Here is a 22032-nt window from a genome sequence, read left to right as displayed (position 1 = left end):
TTGATGGTCCAGGCGGCCATCGACGTCAACGGCATGGGCCAGGAACAGAAGGTGCGCTTGGCCGACGAGATCTTCGCTCAGCAGCCCAACATGCTCGCCTCGATCCTTGCGTTGCCACGCATGGGAGTCGGCATGGTGGAACTGGAGGTGCCGCTGCACATCCTGTTGGTGACGTTCCAAGCGATGAAGCGCAGCGGCCACGAGTGGCCGATCGTCTCGGAGGACGTACAGGACAGTTGCATGCAGCGATTGACGGCCCGCGCGCGCTTCAATGAGGGCTTGCCGGGCGCCTTGGCGAACCAGGTCATCCAGCAGTTCTGCGACGAACACCTCGAGCGCTACCTGCTCGCGTTCGTCTACGGATACTTGGGCGACCACGACTTGCTGCGTGTGCGCACCGAAGCCGAAAAATACCTACTACTGGCCGCCCTCAACCTCGTGGAGTGCGTCGCCTTCGTTGGATCCACGATCTCATCCTGATGTCACCGGCACGAAGCCGGGTCAAGGTGGAACGGCCGGACGCTCACTGTGGATCGGCACCATGGACGCCGCCATCCAGCAACCGCTGGGCAGCTTCTATCGCGTGGCGCCTTCCGGGGCCGTGCAACGGCTGTTCGACGACATCATCGTGACCAACTCGGTGGCCACGTCGCCCGACGACCGCACGCTCTACATGTCCGACACGCGGCGCTTCAAGATCTGGGCCTTCGACCTGGATCCCGACGACGGCGTGCTGACGAATCGCCGCGTCTTCGCCGACTACTCGAACGGCAAGGGCCGGCCCGACGGCGCCGTGGTGGATAGCGACGGATGCCTGTGGAACGCCGTGTTCGCAGGGCATCGGGTGATTCGCTACACGCCCGCCGGCAAGGTCGATCGGGTGATCGAAGTGCCGGTGACCAACCCCACGTGCGTGTGCTTTGGCGGGCCGGACTTGCGGACCCTCTACATCACGACGGCCACGAAGATGATTGCGCCCGACGTGCTTGCGCAGGAAACCCTCGCCGGCGCCTTGCTGGCGCTCGACGTGGGCGTGCAGGGACTGCCGGAGCCGATGTTCGGTTAGCGTCCCACCCTGGGTGCGCGCCGCTTGACCGCGACGTTGCCCCACGTGCCGACGTTCGCCGACTTCAGCAGTGCGGATGAATTCCCGGACACCTTCAGTTCCTCCGCCGCCGACAGCAGGGCCGGCCCGAACTGCACCATGCGCTTCATCGTGAGACGCGCCGACGGGCCGGCAATGATGACCACCCCCGTGGTCTGCTCGTTCACGCGCTGGATGGGCGCGGCCATGGAACTCATGCCGGGCGCGTACGCGTCCTGGATGATGCTGAAGCGCCGCTTGCGGTGCTCGTCCAGGACCTTCAGCAGCGCCTTCATGCTGGTCGGTGCATTGGGGCCGAAGTCCTTCGGCTCGCCGATGCCCTGTCGCGACACGTACTCGATGGCCACGTCTTCCGGCAAGGTCATGAGCCAGGCCTGCCCGGCCGCGCTGCATGACAGGCGCAGGTCGATGCCCATGTCCGGGTCGTAGAGAAGGCCGGATTTGGCGCCCTGTGCCTTGGCGACGAGGGTGAGCCGGTCGCCGTCCACGATGGCCAGTCGCACCAGTTCGCCGGTGGCCTTGGCCAGGCGGTCGATCACTGGCTGGGCGATGTCGAGCACGCCGGACTTGCTCAGGAAGCTGAGGCCCATCGACGCCATCTTGGTGGTGAGCGCGTAGTCGCCGCGCTGCGGCATCTGGCGGACATAGCCGTAGCGAATGAGTTCCTGCAAGGCGCGGTGGCAGCCGCTGCGCACCTGGTTGAGGTCCGTGGCGATCTGGACCAGCGCCACGCCGTCGGGGTAGTCCGTCAGGTATTCAAGGATGTCCAGCGATTTCTCGAGTGCTCCGCTCATGACTTTCCGCGTTGGTTCATTCAAATTTTGAATGGTATAGAAAATTTGAATGCCATTCAACTTTCTGAGATCATCCGGCGCATTCAACAGCAGGCGATGCGGGAACACGGATGGCTTTACCTGGAAATGCGGCACTCGCCATGTGGTGGGACATGGCGCCCGAGATGCGCCCGGAGTTCGAGCACTGGCACTCGCACGAGCACTTTCCGGAACGCCTGGCCATTCCCGGCTTTCGCCGCAGTTCCCGCTGGACCAGTGCAACCGGAGGCGAGGGGATCTTCGTGATGTACGAACTGGAAAGCTACGAGGTGCTGTCCTCGCACGGCTACCTGGCGAGCCTCAACGCACCCAGCCCATGGTCCACGAAGATGATGCCGCACCACCGCAACATGGTGCGCTGCCAGTCGCGCGTGCTGGCATCGCGCGGCGGTGCGGTGGCGCGCCAGGCGCTGACTGTGCGCCTGTCGCCCGCGCCCGGCCGCAGCGAGGAACTTCGCGCAACGCTGCGCCGGCTGACCGACGCGCTGCCCCTGCAACCCGGACTCACCGGCGCGCACCTGATGCAGCACGAGACGCCACCCATCGCGCAGACCACCGAGCAGAAGATTCGCGGCAGCGACCAGGTGGCCGACTGGGTCTTCGTCGCCATGGGCTATGACGCGACCGCGCTGGACGCACTGGCGCAAGCGGAACTGTCGGAAGCGTCGCTGGTCGCCCAGGGCGCTGCGCCGGGCGCCTTCAGCGGGCGGTATGCGTTGTCGTACTCGGCCATTCCGGGGGACATGCAATAGATGCCTCACAACACTTTCCCAACGGCCTGACCGGCCTTCTTCGTGCAGACAGGAGACATCCCTTGAAAGCAATCCGCAGCCTCTTCACTCTCGCAGTTCTCGTCGCGGCCTGCGCCGGCGTCACGGCGCAGGCACAGGAGCAGACCATTCGATTCGGCCACGTCGTGCAGGCCGGCCATCCCATCTCGCTGGCCACCCAGAAGCTCGCCGAGATCGTGGCCGCGAAGAGCGGTGGCCGCATGAAGATCCAGGAACTGGGCGGCGGGTCCGTCGGTGGCGAGCAGCAACAGTTGAGCGCCGTGCAAGGCGGCGTGCAGGACATGACGCTGCCCTCGGCCACCGTGATGGGTGCGGTGGTCAGGGAGTTCACGCTGTTCGACGTGCCCTTTTCCTTCAGCAAGGCGGAGCAGGTCGATGCGCTGGTGGCGAGTCCGTTCGGCCAGGCACTGATGGCCAAGCTGCCGGAGAAGGGACTGGTCGGCCTCGGCTTCTGGGAAACGGGCTTTCGCAACTTCACCAACAGCAAGAAGCCCATCGTCAACGTCGAGGACCTGAAGGGACTGAAGCTGCGCGTCATCCCCAATCCGCTCTTCATCGAGAGCTTCAGCGCGCTGGGCACCAACCCCGTGCCGATGCCTTTCCCCGAGTTGTACGGCGCGCTGGAGTCCAAGGCGATGGACGCGCAGGAGAACCCGTTCAGCGTGGTGCTGACCAGCAAGTTCTATGAAGTGCAGAAGTACATGAGCGTGACCAACCACGTGTACACGGCCAACCCGGTGGTCATCAGCAAGAAGGTGTGGGACAAGATGTCGCCCGCCGACCAGAAGATCATCCAGGAAGCCGTGGCCGAAGCCGGCGCCTACCAGCGCAAGCTGAGCCGAGATGCATCGTCGGGTGCGCGCAAGGAACTGGAAGTCAAGGGCATGCTCATCAACGACGTGCCGCAGGCCACGCTGACGAAGATGCGCGAACTGACCAAGCCGGTGGCGGACAAGTTCGCGGCTTCGTATGACCCGACGCTGGTGCAGAGTTACCGGACCGAACTGGCCAAGGTGCAGGCTGCGATCCAATAGCCTGTCGCTGCGTCAGGTGATCGGGCACGCGTGCTAACTTCGCGCCCGATGAACCGACGACACCTCCTCCTGCTGGGCGGCCTGACGCCGGCCTTTTCGCTTGTGGCCTGTGGAAAGGGCAAGCCTTCTATCGCTCCGCTGAAGTCCGATGCGCGTGTGCTGGCGCTGGGCGACAGCCTGACCGCGGGCTACGGTGCCTCTCCCGAGCAAGCCTGGCCTTCGGTGTTGGCGCAGTTGACGGGTTGGCAGATCGACAACCAGGGCGTGAATGGCGATACCTCGGCGGGAGCGCTGGAGCGCCTGCAAGCATTGCTTGCGGCCAACAGCTACGACGCGATCCTGGTGGGCATCGGCGGCAATGACATGCTGCGCGGCGTGTCGCAGCAGGCGACGAGGGAGAACGTGGCAGCCATCGTCCGCGCCGCGCTCGCGAAGACGAAGTACGTTGCGCTGATCGCCACGCCGGCACCGGACGCGCTGCGGGCAACCGTTGGTTCGTTGAGCGATGCCGGCTTCTACAAGGAAGTGGCTTCCGTTGAGAAGGTGCTCCTGGTTCCGGATGTGTATGCCAACGTGCTGTCGGATGCGGCCTTGCGCTCGGATCGCATCCATGCCAATGCGCAGGGCTACGCGGTGATCGCGCAGAAGCTTGCGGACCAGTTCAAGGCTGCGGGCTGGCGCTGAGTTGCGGATGAGGCGGCCCATCCGCAACCAGTCGTTTGCCGCGAAGTTCGATGTTTGAAAATTGCCTGTTCGTTCGAAATACGGAACCATTTTTCTCGATGCCGAACCTAGCATTCGGTCATGAGCACAACACATGACACACGAACGCATGCCCTCCAAGCCCGGAAAGTCGCCGGCGCCCTGGGTGCCGAACTCACCGGCTTCGATCTCGCCGAGGGACTCGATCCAGCACAGGCCTCTCAAGTCCGCGAGGCGTTGCTGGAGCACCAGGTCATCTTCTTCCGCAACCAGGATCTGACCCCTGCGCAGTTCATGCGCTTCGCAGAAGCCATGGGCGAGCCGATCGAGTACCCGTTCGTGAGCGGCATCGAGGGCTACCCCTGCATCATCGAAGTCAAGAAGCTCGAGCATGAGCGGGTCAACTTCGGCGGCGTGTGGCATTCCGACACGACCTACCTCGAGGAGCCGCCTATGGGCTCCATGCTGCTGGCCCGCGAGATTCCGCCGTATGGCGGCGACACCCTGTTCGCCAACCAGTACCTGGCCTACGAGACGCTCTCCACCGAGATGAAGCGGATCGTCGACCCGTTGATCGGCATCTCCTCCTCGGCCCAGGCCGATGTCAGCAAGACCCGCGAGGATCGCATCAAGAGCGATGGCAAGTCGGACAAGGCGCAGCAGTTCATCGCGGAGCATCCGGTGGTACGCACGCACCCCGAGACGGGACGCAAGGCCTTGTACGTGAACGCGGCGCACACGGCGGGCTTCAAGGGGATGACCGAGGCCGAGAGCAAGCCCCTACTGCAGTTCCTGTTCCAGCACCAGGTCAAGCCCGAATTCACGTGTCGGTTCGTGTGGGAGGCGAACTCCATCGCGTTCTGGGACAACCGCTGCACGCAACACAACCCGGTCAACGACTACCACGGCTTTCGGCGGGTGATGCAGCGCATCACGCTCAAGGGCGACCGGCCGAGATGATCGGCGGAAGGCCGGCTATTCGAGCTGGATCTCCGCCGCCTTCACCAGCGCATCCCACCGCGCTTCTTCCGCCACGATATGCGCGCCGACCTGCGCTGGCGTCTGCGGTTTGGAAAGCTCCACGCCGCCGACGGACTTGACCTTGCTGTAGAAGGCGTCGCTCACGATCACCTTGTTGGCCGCGGCGTTGAGCCTGGCTTGCGTGTCTGCAGGCATCTGCTTCGGGCCCACGAGCACGAAGTTGACCGTGGCCTTGAAGTTGCGCAGGCCGCCTTCCTCCAGGGTCGGCAGATCGGGCCAGGCCGCGTCCCGCTTGTCGGACGCGAGGCCGAAGGTCTTGATCTTGCCGGCGCGCACGAATTCCATCGAGCCCGTGGGCAGGAAGGCATAGGTGATGCGATCGCTGACCAGGTCCATCTGCACCTGGTTGCCGCCCTTGTACGGCACATGCAGTGTCTTGACGCCGATCTCCTTGTTGAACATCTCGGCCATCAGGTGGATGGGCGTGGAGATGCCCGAGGAGCCATACGAATACTTCGACGGGTCGGCCTTCAACATCGCCACGAACTCCTTGAGATTCGTCGCCGGCACGCTGGGCGAGGTGACCAGGATGAAGCCGATGGTCATGACATCGGAGACGGGCGCGAAGTCGCGCAGCGCGGTGTAGGGCAGCTTGCTCAGCAACGAAGGCGCGACCACCGCGGGCAGGTTGGCGAACAGCAAGGTGTAGCCATCGGCCGGCGCACGCGCGACGAAGGAGCCTGCCACCGTCTGGCTCGCGCCCGGCTTGTTGTCGATGATGACCGGTGTGCCGAGCGCGGCGCCGAAGTCGTCCGCGAAGGCGCGTGCGACCACGTCGGTCGGGCTGCCGGCGGCGAAGGGCACGACGATGCTGATGGCCTTGTTCGGGAAGCCCTCGGCCTGCGTTGCCGTGGACAAGGCCAGCAAGGCGAATGTGCCTGCCAAGCCGCGAATGAAAGCTCTCTTGCTCGGCTTGGGGAAGTGCATGTTGTCTCCGGAGAAGTTGTTGGCGTTGTCTCTCTTTCTCAGGATAGGAGCCGCTTGCACGGGTGCCCAGAGGGCCGCGCGCCGGAGTTTCATCGCATGAACTTCTCGATAGTCGAGGTCGGCGTTGCCACCTCGACCTATCACCGGCGAGGGCAGGCGCATCCGGCCCTGGGCCTGTGAAGGTGTGAAGATTTCGTAGCGAGGGCGCCGAGGTCGGGTCTGTGGCGCGGAACCGCACTCTCGTGCGGTGACAACGAAGTTGTGGCGAGGCTGACAACTGCGCGAAGCGCTTGTCATGCCGGAGCCAACACCGCAGGCCCGAGATCGGTGGCCGCAGTAGAAAGATTCGCGCCTTCAGCCCGCGATCTGTTCCAGCAGCGCCGGGTGCGGTGCGAACTCGCCCTTCTCGATGCGCTTGATGATCTCGTTGACCTGGCGGTGGCAGGTGACGTCGACGCCGACTTCCGCCCCGCGCCGCGCGACCAGTCCGTTGATGTAGTCGGTCTCCGTGCGGCGGCCCTTGCGGATGTCCTGTCCCATGGAAGGCCGCTGCGCGTCGCTGCGGGAGTTCGCCACCGCCATGATCATTTGGGTGATCGCCTCGCGCGCAGCGCCGTCGTCCTCGGCCCGCGCGAGCAGGTCCAGATCGAGGCCGCCGACCGGCTCCAGCGACAGGCCCAGTGCACGGCCCACGCGCACGCAGGAACTGCCCAGTCGGATGGTCAGCTCGCGCGCCCTGTCGTTCGTGTCGCGCTGCTTGCCGGTCATGCCGGTCAGCGCGCACACGCCGTTGCGCATCGCGTTGATGGTCAGCTTCGACCAGCGCTCGCCCCAGAGATTCGGCGTGACCTTGCAGGTGTCGCCATGCGCCAGCAGGCCGGCAATCATTTCCGCGCGCGGCGTGATCTGTCCGTGCAGCTCGCCGATGCGGATGCCGGCCTTCTTGTCGTCGCCGAGCGGCGAGTTGCGCACGATGCGCCCCGGCTCGACCAGCTCCGCAGCCAGCGCGCTCACGGAGCAGCCCAGCGTGCGCTCCCAGCCGGCAATCGCGGCAATCGCGTGCTCGTTGATCCCGTTCTGCAGTGAAACGACGCAGCCGGTCGGGGCGAGGTACGGAAGAATCATTTGCGTGGCCCACTCGGTGTCGTAGGCCTTCACGGCGACGAACGCCACGTCGAAGGGCTGCTCCCGCACGAGCTGCGGCACGTCGCCGACGTGCAGCACACGCACCGGGGTCTGCACCGAGCCCGCCCCGTTCATGCCCTCGACTTTCAGGCCCTTGTCGCGCATGTGCACGACGTGCTCCGGCCATGCGTCCACGAAGGTGGTGTCGATGCCCGCCCGGGTCATGTGTGCGCCGACATAGCCCCCGACCGCGCCGGCACCGACGATGCATACCCTTGTCATTCCATGGTTCCTTCAAAGGTTGAACTTGCGTGCATCGGCGGCGAGTGCCTCCGCGGCTTCGAACAATTGCGTGCGCAACTCCGGCAGTCGCTCCTCGGGGTAGAGCTCGGGCGAACCCAGCAGGCACAACGCCGCGATCGCATCCCCGTCCACGCCGCGCAACGGCGCACCGAATGCATGCACGCCCGGGACGACGTCGCCAAGGTTGACGCCGAAGCCATGCCGGTCGGATCGCTCGCGCATCTTCTGCAGCGAGGCTAGGCGGCCGGTGCCGCAACGCGCGATCTCCTGCGCCACGTTCTCGCGCAGCACCGCACGCGCCTCGTCGGCCGGCAGCGTCTGCAGGATCGCCACGCCGCCCGCGGCGGTGAACAGTGGCCGGCGATTGCCCGGGAACAGCACCGATCCGGACAGCGCGACCGTGCCCGCGCGCACGCTGCAGACGTACTCATTGCCGCTGCGCAGCAGCAGCACCGCGATGCCGGCCATGCGGCATGCGAAGGCGTTCACCATCACTTCGGCACGGCGCTGGAACTGGAGGTGGTCGGGCAACGCGAGTCCCAGTTCGAACATCAGCGGGCCGGGCAGGTAGTGCCGGTCGCTGGCACGCTGTGCCACCAGTCTTTCCTCCACCAGGAAGGCGAGCATGCGGTGCACCGTGGCACGGTCGAGATTGCAGGCGGCCGAGAGGTCCGACAGGCGCCAGCCGAACTGCGGCCGCGAGGCCACCATGCGCATCACCTTGATGACCCGGCCGAGGCTGCGCGTCCCGGGGCGTTCGGCTTCCGGCGGGGCGGGGTGCGGGCGCAGAAGAGCGTCGAGATCCATGATGGCGTTCCTTGATGCCAGAGATTGCGGCGCCCGTTCAGGCGTCGAAGCCGTAGAGCCGGCGCGGGTTGTCGACGAGGATCTTTCGTAGCGTGGCGGCATCGGGCGCCCACGATGCCAGGGCGTTCAATGTCTTGCCGAGGTCGACCTCGAACGGCGGGCAGACATCCGAGGCATTCGGCCGCGCGCCGGGCTGCGGGTGCGGCCAGTCGCTGCCCCACAGCATGCGATCCGGGTTGCGGTCGATCAGCAGCCGGGTCAGCGGCTCCTGGCTTTGAAGCGCGTCAGGGCTTGCACAGCGATACGGCGCGGAGAGCTTCACATAGGCGCATCCGCTCTCCACGAGCTTCAGCACTTCGGCCAGCCCTTCCTGCTGCAAGCCAAGTTGCGCCTGCGCGCCTGCGTAGTGGTCGAACACCAGCGGAACGGGCAGGCTGCCGAGCATGTCCGCGCATGCGCCCAGAAGCGAAAGGCTTGCATAGAGCTGCACATGCCAGCCGAGCGGCGCCACGCGCTCGACCGTGCGGCGCAACCATTGGGTCGCCTTTTGCGCGTCCCGCTCCCCGTCGACTTCGAGATTGACGCGAACGCCGCGAATGCCAGCGTCTGCCATCGCGGCCAGTTCCGCATCGGAGGTGTGATCGTCGATGACCGCGACGCCGCGGGCTCGGCCCTGGCCCAACGTCCGCAGCGCATGGAGCGTGGCGGCGTTGTCGGAGCCGTACACGCTGGGTTGCACGATCACGACGCGCTCGACGCCCAGCCTGTCGTGCAAGGCGGTCAGCGCTTCGATCGATGCCGGCGGTGGCGTGTAGCGGCGCGCGGCCCAGAGGGGAAACTTCGCCTCGTCCAGGAAGACATGCGTGTGGCAGTCGCATGTGCCTGGCGGAAGCTGCGGGGAGCTTTTCATGGATCGGGGATTCACGCTCACCGGGGCGAGCGGCCTGTTTTGTCTCTGCGCAAACCATAGCGGCTTACCCCCGAACGAGCGCGCAGTTGCCACCCGCAAGTTTCATGGGTTGAACTTTTCCCCTTTCAGAGCGGCACGCTGGCCTCCTTCAAGACGCGCAGCACGAAGCTCGACTTGCTGTGCCGGATGCCGGGGATCTTGTAGAGCTTCTCGCGCAGCAGCCGCTCGTAGTCGCGCGTGTCGCGCACGGCGATGCGGATGTAGTAGTCGTAGTCGCCCGACACCAGGTAGGCCTCCTGGATCTCCGGAATGGTGGCCAGCACGCGGCCGAACTCGTAGAGCGTCTCGTCCGTGTGGCTCTCCAGCGTGAGCTGCACGATCACGAAGTCGTTGTAGCCGAGCTTCGCAGGGTCGAGGTCGACGGTGTAGCGCTTGATCACGCCCTGCGACTCCAGCTTCTTGATACGCGTCCAGCAACTCGTGGGCGAGAGGCCGACCATCGCGCCGATCTCCTGCAGCGTGTGGCGCGAGTCCTCGCGCAGCACGCGCAGGATGGCGAGATCGATCGGGTCCGTGGATTCTTCGGCTGGATTGGGTGTTTGGCGATTGCTTTTCATCATTCGGCCCAAATGAGACGGAAATATGAAGCCTATTCTGCGCCAAAGGGCGAAGAATAAAGGCATGGAACTCCTCGCACCCGAACGTCTTTCCCCGGCCACGCCGGCCCGCCTGCGCAATGGCGCCGTCGCCCTGCTCGACACCCTGATCGAATGCGGCGTCGACACCATCTTCGGCTACCCCGGCGGCGCCGCCTTGCCGCTCTATGACGCGCTGCATGGCGAACCGCGGCTGCGCCACGTGCTGGTGCGGCACGAGCAGGCGGCGGTGCATGCGGCGGAGGGCTATGCCCGCACCACCGGACGCGTCGGCGTGGTGCTGGTGACCTCGGGGCCGGGCGTGGGCAACACCATCACAGGCATGCTCGATGCGATGAGCGACTCCGTGCCGGTGCTGTGCATCAGCGGGCAGGTCGCCACCGCCGTGATCGGCACCAATGCGTTCCAGGAGAGCGATGCGCTCGGCATGTCGCGGCCGGTGACCAAGTGGAACCACCAGGCGCGCGTGGCCGACGAGATCCCCAACGTGATCCGCAAGGCACTCGACATCGCCGCGTCGGGTCGGCCGGGGCCGGTGCTGGTCGATGTGCCGAAGGACGTGCAACTGACTCCGCTGCGCAATGCGCCTGTCGCCGTCTCGAAACGCTCGCGCACGCTGCGTGCGTCGATGCCGCCCGCTGCGATGCTGCAACGCGCCTCGGACCTGCTGTCGACCGCGCGCCGTCCCGTCTTGTACGGCGGCGGTGGCCTGGTCAACTCCGGCGCCTCCGCGTGCGAAGCCTTCACGCGCCTCGTGCAAAAACTCGACGCGCCGTGCACGCTCACGCTGATGGGCCTCGGCGCCTTCCCCGCGTCCGATCCGCGTTTCATCGGCATGCTCGGCATGCACGGCGCGCTGGAGGCCAACCTCGCGATGCATGAGGCCGACCTGGTGGTCTGCGTCGGCGCGCGCTTCGACGATCGTGTCACCGGCAAGCTCGACGAGTTCTGCCCGCATGCGCGCAAGATCCACATCGACATCGACCCGAGCAGCATCAACAACGTGGTGAAGGTCGACGTGCCGATGGTCGGCGACTGCGGCGCGGTGCTCGACGCACTGCTCGCGATGCCGCAACTCGACAGCCTCGCGCCGCAGCGCCTGGTGCCCTGGTGGCAGCGCATCGATCGCTGGCGCGGCGAGCGTTGCTTCGACTTCGCGCCGCGCGCGGGCGAGATCCTGCCGCAGCAGCTCATGGCTAGCTTGCAGCAGGCCGTGCAGGGCCGCGACGCGATCGTCTCCACCGACGTCGGCCAGCACCAGATGTGGGCCGCGCAATACCTGCGCTTCGAGCGGCCGGGTCGCTGGCTCACCTCGGGCGGTGCCGGCACGATGGGCTACGGGCTGCCCGCGGCCATCGGCGCGCAGGTCGCGCATCCGGACGCGCTGGTCGTCTGCGTGAGTGGCGATGCCTCGGTGCTCATGAACATCCAGGAACTGTCGACCGCCTCGCAGCATCGCACGCCCGTGAAGCTGGTGCTGTCGAACAACGGCTACATGGGCATGGTGCGCCAGTGGCAGGAGCTCAATCACGGCAATCGCCTGAGCCACAGCTGGAACGAGGCGCTGCCGGATTTCGTGGCGCTGGCGAAGGCCTTCGGCTGGGGTGCGCGGCGCGTGTCTGATCCTGCCGAGCTGGAAGACGCATTGGCCGAATGCCTTGCGTATGACGGGCCGTTCTTCCTGGATGTGCAGGTGGCGGCGCAGGAGAACTGCTTTCCGATGATGCCCTCGGGGCATGGGCATCACCGTGTGATGCTGGCCAAGGACCGGTGGTACGAAGAAAAGACGTAAGGGCTCTCGAACTCGCTGAGCCTTCGCAAACTACAAAGCCCTGTGCATCGGCACAGGGCTTTTCATTTTGTCTTGCGGTGAGTAGGTGGCTCAGTGATCGTCGAACGCGGCGTCGATCTCTTCGATGTTCTTCATCGCGGCGTAACTGGCCGCCGCGCCGCCCAGGTCCCAGATGGCTTCGCCACGCTCGATCGCCTTCGCCATGTCTTCTTCCCTGCGCATGCGGGCCAGCGCACCCGCGACGACCGTTGAAGCCTCCTGCCTCGCGATGCAGATCACACCGTCCCCATCGGCCACGATCAGGTCGCCGGGGTTCACCGTCACGCCATCGCAGACGATGGGCGCGTTGACCATGCCGTGTCCGCACTTCTCGGAATGGATCGATCGAACCTGTGTGGCCCAGACCGCGCAGCCCAGCGCCTCGACCGTGTCGGTGTCGCGTGCGCTGCCTTGCACCACCACACCCGCGAGCCCCTTCTTCATCGCATAGCGCGTCGCCATGTCGCCCCATTGCGCGCCGGCGTTCTCGCCATCGACCACCACGACCAGCACGTCGCCGGGCTGCGCCAGGTAGAGCGCGCGATGCATCATGAGGTTGTCGCCGGGGGCGCAGAAGGCCGTCACGGCGGGGCCGGCGATCTTGCGGCCCTTCTGCAATGGACGCATGCGGCTGGACATCAGTCCGCCGCGCCCGTTCAGCCATGCGGCTTCATGCAGGTCCGACACCGTGGCTTCGAGCGCTTGCGCACAAAGCGCGGCGTCGACGCGGTTCACGCGCAGATAGACCTTGGAACTGTTCAAGGTGCCTTGCTCCTTCAGTGGGGCACGCAGTGCGCGTCGGCGGACAGGCGGAAGGTGGTCCGCTTCATGAGCCGAGGCTGGTCCACGCTCATCTCGTCGCGGCGGTGCATGGTGCAGCCGTTGTCCCAGAACATCAGGTCGCCGTTGCGCACCTTGTGGCGGTAGACGAAGGCCGGGTTGCCGCCGGCCTTGAACAGGATGGGCAGCACACGCGCGTTCTCTTCCTCGCTCAGGCCATCGATGGACACCAGCGTGGTCGGGTCGGCATAGAGCGCCTTGCGGCCCGTCACGGGATGGGTCAGCACCACAGGATGCTGCACCGGCGGCAGGGCCGCCATCTTCTTGCCCTGTTCCGTGTTCTTGAGTTCCGGCGCGTTCAGGATCGCGAAGCGCTTGGCATAGTGGAAGGTGCCGGTGCGGCCTTCGACCAGTGCCTGGATGTCGGCCGGCAGGCTCTCCCAGGCGGCATATTGGTCGGCCCAGTAGATGTCGCCGCCGCCCTTGGGCACTTCGACGCCGTACAGGATGGCGCCGGTGGCGGGCCGGCCGATGAAGGTCTGGTCCGAATGCCAGTCCACGTCGTCCCCGCCCGCGAAGCCGCCGACGAAGCGGCCATCGGCATAGCGCAGGGTGCTGAAGTAGATGATCTCCTCGTGGTACGGCGACTGGATGTCCTTGCGGTTGGCCGTCTCGCACTTGCCGAACATGCCGGTGAAGCGCACCTGGTCGGCTTCCTCCAGGCATTGGCGCGGGAAGATGATCAGCGGCGAGGTCTGCCACAGCTGGCGGATCTGGTCGATCGCATCGGCGTCGTTCATGATTTCATCGATGCGCTCATCGATCTCGATGGCGAAGTCGGAATGCAGCGCGCGGACTTTCAATTCGGTGGCGATGTCGGACATGGTGTGTCTCCTTGGAGGGGGTGTCTGTGGGATGTCTTTGCGAGAGTGAGTGCCGAGTCAATCAGCCTTCATGTTCGCAGTGCGAATGGTTGTGGCGGCATTGGTGCGCTCGGAGCGCAGCCACGCGACGAGTTCCTTGTGATCCATCGGCGGCGCCGGCTCGAAGCCAAGATCCTGCAGCGCCTTCAGCGTCTCGGGCAGCGCGAGGATCTTGCGCATTTCCGTCTCGAGCCGATCACGGATCTCGACCGGGATCCCGCGCGGCGCCATCAGCGCATTCCACGCAACGATGTTGAAGCCGTCCAGGCCCTGCTGCGAGACGGTCTTGAGCTCGGGCAACGCGCTCATCGGCTTGGCCGAGGTCACGGCGAGCGGCTTGATCTTCCCGAACTGTGCGCGCGACGCCGCCACGGTGTCGATCAGCACCGGCACCTGGTTGCCGAGCAGCGCTGTCATGGCCTCGCCCGAGCCCTTGTACTTGATGGCGAACAGCGGCACCTTCTGCAGCTTGATCGTCTCCAGCACCAGTTGCGCGGTCACGCTCGGCACCGCGACATCGATCTTGTCCGGCTTGGTCCTGGCCATCTGGATGAGCTCGGACAGCGAGTTGATGTTGGCCGACGGGTTCGTCGAGATGACCATCGGGATGAAGGCCGTGGCCGCGATCGGCTCGAAGTCCTTGTCTGCGTCGAAGCCGGTGTTGTCGTACAGCGCAGGGTTCAGCGCGTGCGTGCCGGAGGCGCCCATGATGAGCGTGTAGCCGTCGGGCGTGGCACGCGCCGCATAGGCCGTGCCGATGTTGCCGAAGGCGCCGGCGCGGTTCTCGACGACCACGCCCTGATTCAGCGCGGTGGACAGCTTGGCGGCGAAGTAGCGCGTCGCAATGTCGGTGCTCTGGCCCGGCGGATAGGCCACGATGATGCGCAGCGGCCTGTCGGGATACACATCGGCCATGGCGGTGCCGGCGAGCACCAGGGCCATCGGTATCGCAGCGAGCCAGCGCCTGAGCCTGGAAGAAGTCATCGTTGTTGTCTCCTTATCGTTGGAATGTGCTGTTCGACGGCGGCCCGGTTCAGCTCGGAACCCCATTCGGGGCCGGCGCCTTCGGTGCGCAGGTAGCGTTCGTCCAGCGCGTCGAAGGAACTGCAGCCGATCTGCGCCATGACCATGTCGATCTCGTTGCGCACGATCTGCAGTGCGCGTGCGATGCCGCGTGCACCACCTGCGGCGGCGCCGAACAACGTGGGCCGTCCGAAGGTCGTGAAGCGCGCGCCGAGGCAGCGCGCAATGACGATGTCGGAGCCGCGCCGCACGCCGCTGTCCAGCATCAGCTCGACCTTGTCGCCGACGGCCGCGCGGATGGCCGGCAGCATCTCTAGCGGCGAGGGCGCCGCGTCGAGCTGGCGTCCGCCGTGGTTGGAGACGATGAGCGCATCGACGCCCATGGCCGCGGCCTGACGCGCGTCCTCGGGGTGCAGCAGGCCCTTCACCACCAGCGGGCCCTTCCACTCGGCGCGGATGCGCTCCAGCGTCTGCCACTTGATCATCGGCGCGGGCGTCAGCGTGCCGTACAGGTCGGCCACCTCGGCGGCCGACGCGCCGGCATGGCCGTAGGGCGTCCAGTTGCTCATCATCGGGATGCCGCCGGTACGCAGGTAGCGCAGCACCCAGGCCGGGTGGCCGAGCGCCTCCAGCACGACCGGCGGCGTCATGCGGAAAGGGCGCGAGAAGCCGTTGCGGCGATTGCGCTCGCGGTTCGAATTGACGGGCACGTCGACCGACACCACCAGCGTGCTCACGCCGACATCGCGTGCGCGCTTCACGAGGTCGGTGTTGATGCGCTCGTCGCGCGTGCCGTAGATCTGGAACCAGACATGGTCGGGCGCAAGCTTCGCCACCACTTCGATCGAGGCATTGCTCGCGCTTGAAAGGAGGAAGGGAATGTTGGCGACCTTGGCCGCCTGTGCGAGCAACTCGTCGGCCCCCGGGTAGAACAGGCCAGCCAGGCCGGTCGGCGAAATGCCGAAGGGGCTGGCATAGCGACGGCCCAGCAGCTCGGTTGACTGGTCACGCCTGGACACGTCGACGAGGTAGCGCGGCACCAGCTGGTAGCGACGGAAGGCCTCGCGGTTGCGGCGCATGCAGTCTTCATCGTCGACACCGCCGTCGATGAAATCGAAGGCGATGCGCGGGAGCTTGCGTCGGGCCATCAGCCGCAGATCCTCGAGGTTGACGGCGCGGTCGACGTTCATGGGTTCTCGTTCAGAAGGTGTCTCTGATTTCGAGAATATCGACCGTCCCTTGGGCTGCCCATAGGGCTCGGCATCCGAGTTTCAATATGTGAACTTCTCGGCGGGGCCGCTTTTTCTAGTTGGGCGATGCCACCTTCATCACCGAGCCAAGCAGTTGCCGTGCGTCGTCTTCCACGCCTTCCGCGACCTCGCTGAGCAGCTTGCGGATCTCCGGGATGCGCGCCTCGCTGAGCTGTTCGGGCAGGCCGGTGAGACACACCGCCGCGACCGCATGACCGTTGTCGCCGCACACGGGCACCGCGAACGCATGCACGCCGGGCGCCACGTCGCCAAGGTTGACGCCGAAGCCATGGCGCTGCGAGCGTTCGCGCATCTTGCGCAGCGCTTCCAGGCGGCCAGTGCCGCGCGTCGCGGTTTCCTGTTGCGCGTTGTCGTGCAGGATGTCCTCGGCTTCCAGCGACGGCAGCGTCTGCAGGATCGCGACGCCGCCGACCGACGTGAACAGGGGCCGTCGCGTACCGACATGCACCATCAACCCGCGCAGTTCCAGCTCGCCCTCGCGTACCGCGCAGACGTACTCGTTGCCGCTGCGCAGGATCATCCAGGCGATGGACTCGGTCTGCGCGGCGAACCGGGCCAGGCGACGCTCGCAGGCTTGCTGGAAGGCGGCATGGCCGGGCAGCGACAGGCTCAGCTCGTAAAGCATCGGGCCGGGAAAGTAATGCTTGTCCACCGCGCTCTGCTGCACGAAGCGCTCGCGCATCAGGCATGACAGCACGCGGTGCGCCGTGCCCTTGTCGATATCGCAACGCGCTGCCAGATCCGACAGGCGCCAGCCAAATTCGCCGCGCGCGGCGAGTTCGCGCAGGATGCGCAGCGCGCGCTCAATGCTCTGGGTGCCGCTGCGATTGGGCGCGGGCGCCTTGCGCGAGGTTTTCACGTGAGCAGTTCCTTCTGAAATGCCCGCCGTCGTCCACAAGTGACAAGTGCGCGGGCAGGCGGCGAGTTTACGTATTCCTGGGAAAGAACAGGCGTTCCGTATTTCGAAAATATTGCCGATACTCGGGCGATTGGATGCCGCGCCTTCCGCGCCAGTTCAACCCGTTTATTGCCACAAGGAATGTCCATGACCGCAGCCGCCAGTGTCGTCTCCGTCGAACGCGTCATCGACATCTTCGAAGCCTTCCAGGCCAGCCAGCGGCCGCTGTCGCTCACAGACCTGGCCGATGCGGTGAACATCCCGAAGAGCACATGCCATGCGATCGTCGCGACGCTGACCGCGCGCGGCTACCTGTACTCGCTGGCCCGGCCGCGTTCGCTCTATCCGACCCAGCGCATGTACGACGTGACGCGCGCCATCCTCGACAAGGATCCGTTCGTCGAGCGCATCACGCCCATGCTCGAACAGTTGCGCGATGCCACGCGCGAGACGGTGATCCTCGGCAAGCGCCAGGGCGACAGCGTGGTCTACCTGCAGGTCGCGGAAAGCGCGCACTCGATCCGCTATTCGGCCCGGCCGGGCGACATCAAGCCGCTGCATTCGAGTTCGATCGGCAAGGCATTGCTGGGCGCACTCAAGGAGCCAGACTTGCGTGCTTGGTTCGCGGGCAGGACGCTGCCAGCCGTGACGCCCGCGACGATTACAGACCCCGAGGCACTGATCGCCAACATCCTGAAGAGTCGTCGCGCCGGCTATTTCCAGACGCGAGGGGAAAACGTCAGCGACGTCTGGGCCGTGGCTGCCTTCTTCGCCGTCCACAACGAGACCCTCGCCATCGCGGTGGCCGGGCCGAGGCATCGCATGGAGGCGAGCCTGAAGGCGTGCGCGCAACAACTCGTCGCGACCTGCAGCGCCATTTCGCGGCAGTTCCAGCCAGGGTAGGGCTACTTCACCACCATCACCGGCACGGCCGAAAGCTCGATCGTGCTGCGCGCCACCGAGCCGAGCGGCGCACCGGTGTGCGTTCCGATGCCACGCGCGCCCATCAGGATCAGGTCGCAGGCCTCAGTGCGCGCCAACTCGGCGATGACGGTGCCGGGATCGCCGACGCGTTGATGGTCCGCATGCTTGATTCCCGCGGCGTCGAGCAGCGCACGCGCCGGCATCAGCGCCTGCTCGCTGCGCTCCCGGTGGTAGTCCTCCAGCGTGCCGCTGGCGACGAAGCGTGACACGTCGCCCGAGACGGGGCGCTGCACGTTGAGCAGATGCACGTTCAGCGTGGTGCCCTCGCGCAGGTCGTCGCGCAGTGCAACGAGCCGCTGCGCGGCTTGCAAGGCGCCTTCCGAGCCGTCCGATGCGAGAAGCACGTTCTGCAGGCCCGGGGCGCCGGCAGCCCTCGCGACCGGCGCATGCGCCGCCTCCACGACGGCCGGGGCCTTGCGCGCCGCGAGCCACTTGCCGACCAGCACCACCCCGATCGCACACACCGCCGGCGCACCCCAATGCAGGAAGGCGGCGTTCAAGTCGACCCAGGGCTTGTCGATCGGGTCGGTGACCGCCATGTCGCCCGCCACCCAGCCGAGCAGTGCGGCGCCGAGCGTGATGATGATCGGAAAGCGATCCATCAGGGTCAGCAGCAGGCGGCTCGCAAACACCACCAGGGGAATCGAGATCGCCAGGCCGACGACCAGCAGCACCGTGTTGCCCTTGGCCGCCGCCGCCACCGCGATGACGTTGTCCAGGCTCATGACCAGGTCAGCGAGCAGGATGGTCTTGATCGCGGCCGCCAGGCTGGTGCCTCCGCCGCCATGGCCTTCGCCTTCTTCCTCGGGGACGAGCAACTGCACCGCGATCCACAGAAGCAGCGCCGCGCCGACGAGCTTGAGGTAGGGCAGCCGCAGAAGTTCGACGGCGACGATCGTCAGGCCGATCCGCATCACCACCGCCGCGGCGCTGCCCCACAGGATCGCGCGCTTCTGCTGGTCCACCGGCAAGCCGCGGGCCGCCAGCGCGATCACCACCGCGTTGTCGCCCGACAGCACGATGTTCACGCCGATGATCTGCAGCAGCGCGATCCAGAACTCAGGACTTGCGTAGTTCATTTGTTATTCCTGTTGGTTGACGCAATAAATCCACTCACCGTCATCTGCCGGCCGCATTCTCGGTCGCTTTGCGCCACTGGACAATGAAGTCGCGGTAGTTCTGGTTGTTGAGGTAGCCGATGAGGCTCGGCCCCACCGCGATGGCGCGAAGGCTGCCGCCCAGCGTCTGCGTCAGGCGGGCGGCCGTCGTCTCGCCGCTCACGTCCGCACGCACGGAGTAGAGACCCGCCTGGTTGGCGATCACCGTCTGCCCGCGCTGCGAGAGGATGTAGTCGACCCACAGCCGTGCGGCATTCGGATGCGCCGCCTTCCTGTTGATGAGCTGCAGGCGCGACATCACCAGCGTGTAGTCCGAAGGAAAGACGTAGCCGATGTTCGCGTCCTTGCGCGCCTGTGCCACGGCATAGGAGCCGAGCACGTTGTAGGCGATCGTTGCCTTGCCCGATGCGACTTGCCTGAGCATGGCGTCGGTGGTCGCGGCGAAGCGCACGTCGACCTTGCCGAAGCCCTGGGCGATGTCCCAGAACACGGGTGCGACGCCCACATCCTGCGTGGCCAGGAAGAAGCCGAGGCCCGACTTCTCGATGTCGTAGCTCATGACCTTGCCCTTGAAGCGATCGGCCGACCCATTCAGGAGTTTCGCCAGGTCGGCATGCGTGCGCGGCACCTCGGCGGCAGGCAACAGGGCCTTGTTGTAGGCGATGGCGATCGGCTCGAAGGTCGTGGCCCAGGCTTGGCCCTTCCACTTGGCCCATGCGGGCAAGCCCGCGGCCTCGGGCGACTCGTAGGTTTGCGCATAGCCGAGGCTGACGAGGTTCGACTGCAAGTCCATCGAGGAACTCCAGACCACGTCGGCCGAGCCGCCGCCCAACTGCGTCTCGGCGACGAAGCGGTAGTGCAGTTCGGTGCTGGTCAGGTCCTCGTACTCGATGGTGATGCGCGGATACATCGCCTTGAAGTCGTCGATCAGCGGTTGGGCGACGGCCGTGTCGGTGGTGGCGTAGACCACCAGCCTGCCTTCGTCCTCGGCGGCCCGGATCGTCGCGGCATACGTTGCCGGGTAGCCGCGCGGCACCTGCGCACGCGGCGCGTAGCTCATGAGTTCTTCCGGGTCTTGTGCGGCGGCCAGCGAGGCCAGCAGCGCAAGTCCCAGGCACATCCGGCGCTTCATGGCTGCGCTCCGGCTTCCGCGTCTTCACGGATCGGCACCAACAGCAGCGGCACCGGGCTCTTCCGGGTGACTTCGTTGACCACTGAGCCGAACAGCAGGCCCATCAGCAGCCCCTCGCCGCGAGAAGCCATCAGGATCAGGTCGGCCGATCCCGTGCGGGCTTCGTCGAGGATCAACTCGGCGACGTCGTCGCCCTCGTTCACGATGATCTCGGCGATGGGCCGCCGGGGCGTCTTGTCGGCGCGCACGGCGTAGAAGGCCGCCACCTGGGCCTCGATGTGCTGCCGGACCCGCAGGGCCCGCGCATCGTGGTACTGGTCGAGCATGTCCTGTGGCACGTGCGAGTCGACTTCGATGAGGGACTTCTCGCGCTGGTCCGGTATGACGGTCAGCACCTGCAGGCTGGCGCCCAGGCGGTTCGCCATGTCGATGGCGTAGGCCAGCACGCGCTCGGAATCGTCGCCGAGGTCGGCAGCGTAGAGGATGGTCTTGATCTGGTTGGTCATGGCGCGCCTCCGGCTATCCAACATGACCCATGATCGGGACCACACCCAGGACGATGGTCGCCAGCAGCATCACCAGCGCCGCGGAAAGCGCCCAGAGCAGGGTGTAGCGCTGGTGGTCGCCGAACTCGACCTCCGCCAGGCCGACCAGCAGGTAGGTCGAAGCCACCAGCGGACTCAACAGGTGCACCTGCTGGCCGATCAGCGATGCGCGTCCGATCTCCACCGCGCCGATGCCGTACACCGCAGCGGCCTTGGCCAGGATCGGCAGGATGCCGAAGTAGAACGCGTCGTTGGAGATGAAGAAGGTGAAGGGCACGCTCAACACCGCCGTCACGATCGCCAGGTAGGGGCCCATCCAGTCCGGCACGGCGCTGATGACGCTGGCGGCAATCGCGTCGACCATCTTCGTGCCCGAGAGGATGCCGACGAAGATGCCCGCGGCGAAGATCAGCGACACCACCGGCACGATGTTGGCGGCATGCGCGGTCAGCCGCTCCTTCTGGTCCTGGAGGCTCGGGTAGTTGATCATGAGTGCGATCGCGGACGCGACCATGAACAGCACCTGCAAGGGGAAGGTGCCGAGGATCAGCAGCACCATCAGCCCGACGGTCAGCAGGAAGTTGACCCAGAGCAGCTTGGGCCTGGCGATGCTCGGATCGCCCGCGTTGACCTCCGGCAAGGGCTCGCCCGGCGCGGTCGCCGACAGCGCAAGGCCCCCCAGCCGGGTGCGTTCACGCCGTCCGAGGATGTAGGCGACGAAGACCCCCCACGCGCCGGTGATGACCATCGGCAGGATCATCGGCACGAAGATCTGCCCCACGTCCACACCCAGCGCACTGGCAGCCCGCGCCGTCGGGCCGCCCCATGGCAGGATGTTCATGAGCCCGCCCGCCATCATGATCACGCACGCCAGCACCAGCCGGCTGATGCCCAGTCGCTTGTAGAGCGGGAGCATCGCCGCGCAGGTGATCATGTAGGTGGTCGAGCCGTCCCCGTCCAGCGAGACGAACACCGCCAGCACGAAGGTGCCGACCACGATCTTCATCGGGTCGCCGCCGACCACCTTGAGGATCGCACGCACGGCCGGATCGAACAGCCCCGCGTCGATCATCACGCCGAAGTAGAGGATGGCGAACATCAGCATGACGCCCGTCGGCGCGAGCTTCTTGATGCCGTCCAGCATCATCGGGCCCAGCCCCAGTCCGAATCCTCCGATCAGGCCGAACACGATCGGCACCAGGATCAGCGCGACCATCGCGGACAGCCGCTTGGCCATGATCAGCGCCATGAAGACGATGATCATCAGGTAGGCGAGTGCGGTCAGCATCGTGG

General features: G+C 66.0%; 23 protein-coding genes and 1 pseudogene. 8 read left to right on the top strand and 16 right to left on the bottom strand.

Annotated features, from left to right (window positions below):
* Window positions 1–480, top strand: a 480-nt coding sequence (locus WKW79_RS08205; protein WP_340334605.1) for a hypothetical protein, incomplete at its 5' end; no start/stop codon positions are given.
* Complete coding sequence (locus WKW79_RS08200; RefSeq protein WP_340334604.1) at window positions 389–1066, top strand: SMP-30/gluconolactonase/LRE family protein; 678 nt, start codon at window positions 389–391, stop codon at window positions 1064–1066. The genes WKW79_RS08205 and WKW79_RS08200, both read left to right, overlap by 92 nt.
* Here WKW79_RS08200 and WKW79_RS08195 read toward each other — a convergent pair.
* Window positions 1063–1899: an IclR family transcriptional regulator gene (locus WKW79_RS08195; RefSeq protein ID WP_340334603.1), complete on the bottom strand. Its 837-nt coding sequence runs from the start codon at window positions 1897–1899 to the stop codon at window positions 1063–1065. The two genes, WKW79_RS08200 and WKW79_RS08195, sit on opposite strands and share 4 nt — an antisense overlap.
* Window positions 1900–2009: 110 nt before the next feature.
* On the opposite strand from WKW79_RS08195, the gene WKW79_RS08190 reads away from it, so the two are divergent.
* From WKW79_RS08190 to WKW79_RS08175, 4 genes are all read left to right on the top strand, one after another.
* The gene (locus WKW79_RS08190) at window positions 2010–2690 is read left to right on the top strand and encodes a hypothetical protein (protein WP_340334602.1); all 681 of its coding nucleotides are present in this window, start codon (window positions 2010–2012) and stop codon (window positions 2688–2690) included.
* A gap of 62 nt (window positions 2691–2752) precedes the next feature.
* Window positions 2753–3763, top strand: coding sequence for a TRAP transporter substrate-binding protein (locus WKW79_RS08185; protein WP_340334601.1), 1011 nt, complete (start codon window positions 2753–2755; stop codon window positions 3761–3763).
* A gap of 48 nt (window positions 3764–3811) precedes the next feature.
* Window positions 3812–4447 carry a GDSL-type esterase/lipase family protein gene (locus tag WKW79_RS08180; RefSeq protein ID WP_340334600.1) on the top strand — a complete coding sequence of 212 codons (636 nt, stop codon included), beginning with the start codon at window positions 3812–3814 and terminating at the stop codon, window positions 4445–4447.
* Window positions 4448–4567: 120 nt separating this feature from the next.
* Window positions 4568–5425 carry a TauD/TfdA dioxygenase family protein gene (locus tag WKW79_RS08175; protein WP_340334599.1) on the top strand — a complete coding sequence of 286 codons (858 nt, stop codon included), beginning with the start codon at window positions 4568–4570 and terminating at the stop codon, window positions 5423–5425.
* Between the two features lie 15 nt (window positions 5426–5440).
* Here WKW79_RS08175 and WKW79_RS08170 read toward each other — a convergent pair whose 3' ends face one another.
* The 5 genes from WKW79_RS08170 to WKW79_RS08150 all read right to left on the bottom strand — a co-directional run bounded on the left by WKW79_RS08170 (window position 5441) and on the right by WKW79_RS08150 (window position 10195).
* Window positions 5441–6433, bottom strand: a complete 993-nt coding sequence (locus WKW79_RS08170) for a Bug family tripartite tricarboxylate transporter substrate binding protein (RefSeq protein WP_340334598.1) — start codon at window positions 6431–6433, stop codon at window positions 5441–5443.
* Between the two features lie 354 nt (window positions 6434–6787).
* Window positions 6788–7840, bottom strand: a complete 1053-nt coding sequence (locus WKW79_RS08165; protein WP_340334597.1) for a ketopantoate reductase family protein — start codon at window positions 7838–7840, stop codon at window positions 6788–6790.
* A gap of 12 nt (window positions 7841–7852) precedes the next feature.
* Entirely contained in the window at window positions 7853–8668 is an 816-nt protein-coding gene (locus WKW79_RS08160; RefSeq protein ID WP_340334596.1) for an IclR family transcriptional regulator, read from the bottom strand.
* A 37-nt stretch (window positions 8669–8705) separates the two neighbouring features.
* Entirely contained in the window at window positions 8706–9578 is an 873-nt protein-coding gene (locus WKW79_RS08155) for an amidohydrolase family protein (protein ID WP_340334594.1), read from the bottom strand.
* 125 nt (window positions 9579–9703) lie between these two features.
* A complete protein-coding gene (locus WKW79_RS08150) occupies window positions 9704–10195 on the bottom strand; it encodes an Lrp/AsnC family transcriptional regulator (protein ID WP_340334593.1) in 492 nt (163 codons plus the stop codon).
* 64 nt (window positions 10196–10259) lie between these two features.
* Here WKW79_RS08150 and ilvB point away from each other — a divergent pair, with 64 nt between their 5' ends.
* Window positions 10260–12026 (top strand): biosynthetic-type acetolactate synthase large subunit, encoded by a 1767-nt coding sequence (gene ilvB / locus WKW79_RS08145; protein ID WP_340334592.1) that lies wholly within the window; start codon window positions 10260–10262, stop codon window positions 12024–12026.
* A gap of 90 nt (window positions 12027–12116) precedes the next feature.
* On the opposite strand, the gene WKW79_RS08140 is transcribed toward ilvB, so the two are convergent.
* From WKW79_RS08140 to WKW79_RS08120, 5 genes are all read right to left on the bottom strand, one after another.
* Window positions 12117–12827, bottom strand: coding sequence for an RraA family protein (locus WKW79_RS08140; RefSeq protein ID WP_340334591.1), 711 nt, complete (start codon window positions 12825–12827; stop codon window positions 12117–12119).
* Between the two features lie 14 nt (window positions 12828–12841).
* Window positions 12842–13729 (bottom strand): TauD/TfdA dioxygenase family protein, encoded by an 888-nt coding sequence (locus tag WKW79_RS08135; protein ID WP_340334590.1) that lies wholly within the window; start codon window positions 13727–13729, stop codon window positions 12842–12844.
* Between the two features lie 57 nt (window positions 13730–13786).
* A complete protein-coding gene (locus WKW79_RS08130; protein WP_340334589.1) occupies window positions 13787–14752 on the bottom strand; it encodes a Bug family tripartite tricarboxylate transporter substrate binding protein in 966 nt (321 codons plus the stop codon).
* Entirely contained in the window at window positions 14749–15981 is a 1233-nt protein-coding gene (locus tag WKW79_RS08125) for an alpha-hydroxy acid oxidase (protein WP_340334588.1), read from the bottom strand. Before WKW79_RS08125 ends, WKW79_RS08130 begins: the two co-directional genes overlap by 4 nt.
* A 115-nt stretch (window positions 15982–16096) precedes the next feature.
* Complete coding sequence (locus tag WKW79_RS08120) at window positions 16097–16921, bottom strand: IclR family transcriptional regulator (RefSeq protein ID WP_340334587.1); 825 nt, start codon at window positions 16919–16921, stop codon at window positions 16097–16099.
* 186 nt (window positions 16922–17107) lie between these two features.
* On the opposite strand from WKW79_RS08120, the gene WKW79_RS08115 reads away from it, so the two are divergent.
* The gene (locus WKW79_RS08115) at window positions 17108–17863 is read left to right on the top strand and encodes an IclR family transcriptional regulator (protein ID WP_340334586.1); all 756 of its coding nucleotides are present in this window, start codon (window positions 17108–17110) and stop codon (window positions 17861–17863) included.
* 2 nt (window positions 17864–17865) lie between these two features.
* On the opposite strand, the gene WKW79_RS08110 is transcribed toward WKW79_RS08115, so the two are convergent.
* From WKW79_RS08110 to WKW79_RS08090, 5 genes and pseudogenes are all read right to left on the bottom strand, one after another.
* Complete coding sequence (locus WKW79_RS08110) at window positions 17866–18288, bottom strand: universal stress protein (protein WP_340334648.1); 423 nt, start codon at window positions 18286–18288, stop codon at window positions 17866–17868.
* Between the two features lie 69 nt (window positions 18289–18357).
* Window positions 18358–19023: pseudogene (locus tag WKW79_RS08105) on the bottom strand (TerC family protein); the annotation flags it as partial.
* A 40-nt stretch (window positions 19024–19063) separates the two neighbouring features.
* On the bottom strand, window positions 19064–20194 hold the full coding sequence (locus WKW79_RS08100) for an ABC transporter substrate-binding protein (protein ID WP_340334585.1): 1131 nt from the start codon (window positions 20192–20194) through the stop codon (window positions 19064–19066).
* A complete protein-coding gene (locus WKW79_RS08095) occupies window positions 20191–20700 on the bottom strand; it encodes a universal stress protein (RefSeq protein WP_340334584.1) in 510 nt (169 codons plus the stop codon). Before WKW79_RS08095 ends, WKW79_RS08100 begins: the two co-directional genes overlap by 4 nt.
* Before the next feature lie 13 nt (window positions 20701–20713).
* Window positions 20714–22027 carry a CitMHS family transporter gene (locus tag WKW79_RS08090; RefSeq protein ID WP_340334583.1) on the bottom strand — a complete coding sequence of 438 codons (1314 nt, stop codon included), beginning with the start codon at window positions 22025–22027 and terminating at the stop codon, window positions 20714–20716.
* Between the last annotated feature and the right edge of the window lie 5 nt (window positions 22028–22032).

It is taken from the genome of Variovorax robiniae (genome assembly GCF_037889955.1).
Lineage (GTDB): Bacteria > Pseudomonadota > Gammaproteobacteria > Burkholderiales > Burkholderiaceae_C > Variovorax > Variovorax robiniae.
This window is presented reverse-complemented; position numbering and strand designations above follow the sequence as displayed.

Bases quoted from the DNA above. Each gene is read 5' to 3' on its own strand.
- WKW79_RS08195 (WP_340334603.1), bottom strand. From the start codon at position 1,899: ATGAGCGGAGCACTCGAGAAATCGCTGGACATCCTTGAATACCTGACG.
- WKW79_RS08190 (WP_340334602.1), top strand. From the start codon at position 2,010: ATGGCTTTACCTGGAAATGCGGCACTCGCCATGTGGTGGGACATGGCG.
- WKW79_RS08180 (WP_340334600.1), top strand. From the start codon at position 3,812: ATGAACCGACGACACCTCCTCCTGCTGGGCGGCCTGACGCCGGCCTTT.
- WKW79_RS08175 (WP_340334599.1), top strand. From the start codon at position 4,568: ATGAGCACAACACATGACACACGAACGCATGCCCTCCAAGCCCGGAAA.
- WKW79_RS08170 (WP_340334598.1), bottom strand. From the start codon at position 6,433: ATGCACTTCCCCAAGCCGAGCAAGAGAGCTTTCATTCGCGGCTTGGCA.
- WKW79_RS08165 (WP_340334597.1), bottom strand. From the start codon at position 7,840: ATGACAAGGGTATGCATCGTCGGTGCCGGCGCGGTCGGGGGCTATGTC.
- WKW79_RS08160 (WP_340334596.1), bottom strand. From the start codon at position 8,668: ATGGATCTCGACGCTCTTCTGCGCCCGCACCCCGCCCCGCCGGAAGCC.
- WKW79_RS08155 (WP_340334594.1), bottom strand. From the start codon at position 9,578: ATGAAAAGCTCCCCGCAGCTTCCGCCAGGCACATGCGACTGCCACACG.
- WKW79_RS08150 (WP_340334593.1), bottom strand. From the start codon at position 10,195: ATGAAAAGCAATCGCCAAACACCCAATCCAGCCGAAGAATCCACGGAC.
- ilvB (WP_340334592.1), top strand. From the start codon at position 10,260: ATGGAACTCCTCGCACCCGAACGTCTTTCCCCGGCCACGCCGGCCCGC.
- WKW79_RS08135 (WP_340334590.1), bottom strand. From the start codon at position 13,729: ATGTCCGACATCGCCACCGAATTGAAAGTCCGCGCGCTGCATTCCGAC.
- WKW79_RS08130 (WP_340334589.1), bottom strand. From the start codon at position 14,752: ATGACTTCTTCCAGGCTCAGGCGCTGGCTCGCTGCGATACCGATGGCC.
- WKW79_RS08125 (WP_340334588.1), bottom strand. From the start codon at position 15,981: ATGAACGTCGACCGCGCCGTCAACCTCGAGGATCTGCGGCTGATGGCC.
- WKW79_RS08115 (WP_340334586.1), top strand. From the start codon at position 17,108: ATGACCGCAGCCGCCAGTGTCGTCTCCGTCGAACGCGTCATCGACATC.
- WKW79_RS08100 (WP_340334585.1), bottom strand. From the start codon at position 20,194: ATGAAGCGCCGGATGTGCCTGGGACTTGCGCTGCTGGCCTCGCTGGCC.
- WKW79_RS08095 (WP_340334584.1), bottom strand. From the start codon at position 20,700: ATGACCAACCAGATCAAGACCATCCTCTACGCTGCCGACCTCGGCGAC.
- WKW79_RS08090 (WP_340334583.1), bottom strand. From the start codon at position 22,027: ATGCTGACCGCACTCGCCTACCTGATGATCATCGTCTTCATGGCGCTG.